Source organism: Isoptericola sp. NPDC060257 (assembly GCF_042726645.1).
In the GTDB taxonomy this organism is placed as follows: domain Bacteria; phylum Actinomycetota; class Actinomycetes; order Actinomycetales; family Cellulomonadaceae; genus Isoptericola; species Isoptericola nanjingensis.
In genome coordinates this window covers 1-3,016 of sequence record NZ_JBHXAW010000388.1, presented here as the reverse complement: position 1 = coordinate 3,016, position 3,016 = coordinate 1, and the positions used below count along the sequence as shown (strand labels likewise).

General features: G+C 73.7%; 3 protein-coding genes. 1 reads left to right on the top strand and 2 read right to left on the bottom strand.

Annotated elements, in window-relative coordinates; translation table 11 throughout:
• Positions 1–104: 104 nt before the first annotated feature.
• Complete coding sequence (locus ACFWEK_RS20390; protein ID WP_429735060.1) at positions 105–707, bottom strand: GDSL-type esterase/lipase family protein; 603 nt, start codon at positions 705–707, stop codon at positions 105–107.
• Between the two features lie 204 nt (positions 708–911).
• Complete coding sequence (locus tag ACFWEK_RS20385) at positions 912–1,838, bottom strand: aldose 1-epimerase family protein (protein ID WP_430548406.1); 927 nt, start codon at positions 1,836–1,838, stop codon at positions 912–914.
• A gap of 141 nt (positions 1,839–1,979) precedes the next feature.
• Here ACFWEK_RS20385 and ACFWEK_RS20380 point away from each other — a divergent pair, with 141 nt between their 5' ends.
• The gene (locus tag ACFWEK_RS20380; protein WP_430548405.1) at positions 1,980–2,975 is read left to right on the top strand and encodes an aldo/keto reductase; all 996 of its coding nucleotides are present in this window, start codon (positions 1,980–1,982) and stop codon (positions 2,973–2,975) included.
• Positions 2,976–3,016 lie beyond the last annotated feature (41 nt).

Here is a 3,016-nt window from a genome sequence, read left to right as displayed (position 1 = left end):
GGTTGGGGGGGGGCTTTTTTTTTCATCCCCCCCCCCCCTCCGCCGCGGGCCCCGGCGGCGGCCGGGCCCCCCCCCCCCCCCCCGGGCGGGCGTCTGAGCGGCCGTCACTCGTCGGCGGGCAGCCCCAGCCACGCGTGCCAGCCGGTGTGCAGCACGAGCCACGCCATGAGGCCGTAGCCCGCCTGCCCGGGGTAGGTCGAGCCGTTCGTCGCGAGGTCGGCCAGCCACTGCTCGTGCTGCGCCAGCGGCGTGTACGTGTCGACGTACGGCACGCGGCGCCGGTTGGCGACGTCCGAGAACGCGGCCGAGAGCTCCGCGATGCGGCCGCCGTCCTCCGGCCGTCCCGGCGGAGGCCCGACGACGAACGCCGGGATCCGGCTCGTCTCGGCCACGTCGAGGATGTTCGCGAGGTTGAGGCGGGACCGCGCCACCGAGAGCGACGAGTCGACGTCGTGCCGGCCGAGGGCCACCACGAGACGGTTCTCGCACGTGTCCTCCGGGCCGAAGCGCGACTCCGTCTCCGCCTGCCAGCGGGCGCCGAGCGCCGAGCTGGTCTCGCCGGGCACGGCGAGCGTGAACGCCATCGCCGGCCGCCCGAACCGGGTCCGGGCCATCACGCGCCCCGTCCATCCCAGGGCGCGGGCGTCCCCGACGCCCACGCTGAGCTCGTCGCCCACGACGCAGATGCGCACCTCGGTCTGGGTCACTGAGCCTTCACCGTCCAAGTCCTGTCTCGCAGTTGCGCGGCCATTGTCGCCGCACGCCCGTCCGCGACGCAGGATCCCACGCCGCGCGGCTCCCTGAGTTGTCAGGGCCACAGTGGTGCACACCCCGCTGCGGCCCTGACAGCCCCGAGGCGCCGGGAGCTGTCAGGGCCACAGCGGGGTATGCAGCGCGCTGGGTCTGACAGGTCAGAGCAGGGTGGCGCCCCAGCGCACGACGTGCTCGTCGCCAGGGGCGAGGCGGACGAGGCGCTCGCCGGTGTTGAACGCGTCGGCCACGCAGCTCATCGGCTCGGCGGCGAGGCCGAACCGCTCGTAGCCGTCGATGTGGTCGGCCGAGCAGACCTGCCAGCAGTCCATGGAGCCGTCCATCCAGATGGCGGCGGTGCTGCCGTCGGGGCGGCCGAGCCGGGCCCAGGACAGCCCGGCGTCGTCGCGGGTGGCGCCCGTCCACGCGTCGTCGAGGTCCAGGCCGGCGAGCGACCGCGTGGTGCGCAGGTCGTACGGGCCGGCGACGGGCTCGGCGCCGGTCGGCAGCAGGCGGTCGTCGACGGTGACGTGCGTCGTGGCGTCCAGGCTGACGGTGCACTCGTCGAGCGCGACGCCGCCGGTGGACAGCCACGGGTGGAAGCCGACGCCGTACGGTGCGGTCCCGGTGCCGACGTTGCGGGCGCTGACCACGACCTCCAGGCCGGCGTCGGACACCGTGTACCGGGTGCGGAGCACGAGCTGGAACGGCCAGCCCTTCTGCGCGGGGAGGGCGAGCTCGAGCGTCACCGCGTCGTCCGCCACCTCGACGGGCGTCCAGCGGTACCAGCACACGAGGCCGTGCAGCGCCGTCCCGCGGTCGGGCTCGCTCACGGCCACCTGGTGCCGGACGCCGTCGGTCGTGTAGGCGCCGTCGCGCAGTCGGTTCGGCCACGGGGCGAGGACGGCGGCGTTGAAGACGGGGGCCGCCTCGTCCTCGGCGAACGGCACGAACACGTCGCGGCCGGCGACGGTGTACTCGCGCACCATCGCCCCGACCTCGGTGACGGTGGCCCGGTGCTCGCCGGAGGAGATGCGGAACTGCCGGCCCGACGGGGCGGGGACGGCGGGAGAGTCAGCGGTGTTCACGCTCACACCGTAGTCGGCACGCCGGATCGGTGCGGGCGACGTAGCGTTAGGGGAGCCAGATATCTGACGAGACGTCCCCTCGCGCGCGAGGGGTCCGCGCCACGGGTCCGGGGGGCCCGGGTGCCACCGAACGGGGGAACGATGGAGAAACAGGTGCTCGGCCGCACCGGTCGGCTGGTGTCGGTCGTCGGCCTGGGAACCTGGCAGCTGGGCGCGGACTGGGGGACGGTCGACGACGACCAGGCCCGGTCCGTGCTGGATGCCGCGTTCGAGTCCGGCGTGACGTTCTTCGACACCGCGGACGTCTACGGGGACGGCCGCAGCGAGCAGGCCCTGGGAGCGTTCCTCGCCGACCACCGTGACGACGCCATCACCGTGGCGACGAAGATGGGCCGTCGGATGGACCAGGTGCCGGAGAACTACGTCCTGTCGAACTTCCGCGAGTGGACCGACCGGTCGCGCCGGAACCTCGGCGTCGAGACGCTCGATCTCGTGCAGCTGCACTGCCCGCCGACCTCCGTCTACTCCGACGACGAGGTGTACGACGCGCTGGACACGCTCGTGGCCGACGGCGTCACCGCCGCCTACGGCGTCTCCGTGGAGACGGTCGACGAGGCCCTCACCGCCATCGCGCGCCCCGGCGTCGCCACCGTGCAGATCATCCTCAACGCGTTCCGGCTCAAGCCCCTGGAGCAGGTGCTGCCCGCGGCCTCCGCGGCCGGCGTCGGCATCATCGCGCGGGTGCCGCTGGCCTCGGGGCTCCTGTCGGGCCGGTACACCCACGAGACCACGTTCTCGGAGGACGACCACCGCACGTTCAACCGCGAGGGCAAGGCCTTCGACGTCGGCGAGACCTTCTCCGGCGTGCCGTTCGACGTCGGCGTCGACGCGGCCGCCCGCTTCACGGAGCTCGCGGGCTCGGCCCTGAACCAGGACCTCACGCCCGCGCAGGCGGCCATCGCCTGGGTCTGGCAGCAGCCGGGGGTCTCCACGGTCATCCCGGGGGCGCGCAGCCCCGAGCAGGCGCGGCTCAACGCCGCCGCCGGCGACACGGGCGTCCTCGGGCCGCTGTTCACGTCCGGCGTGCGGGAGATCTACGACGAGGCGATCAAGGAGCACGTGCACGACAGGTGGTGACGCCGAGGTAGTACGGATCTCGCCGAGGGAGTACGAGGGCT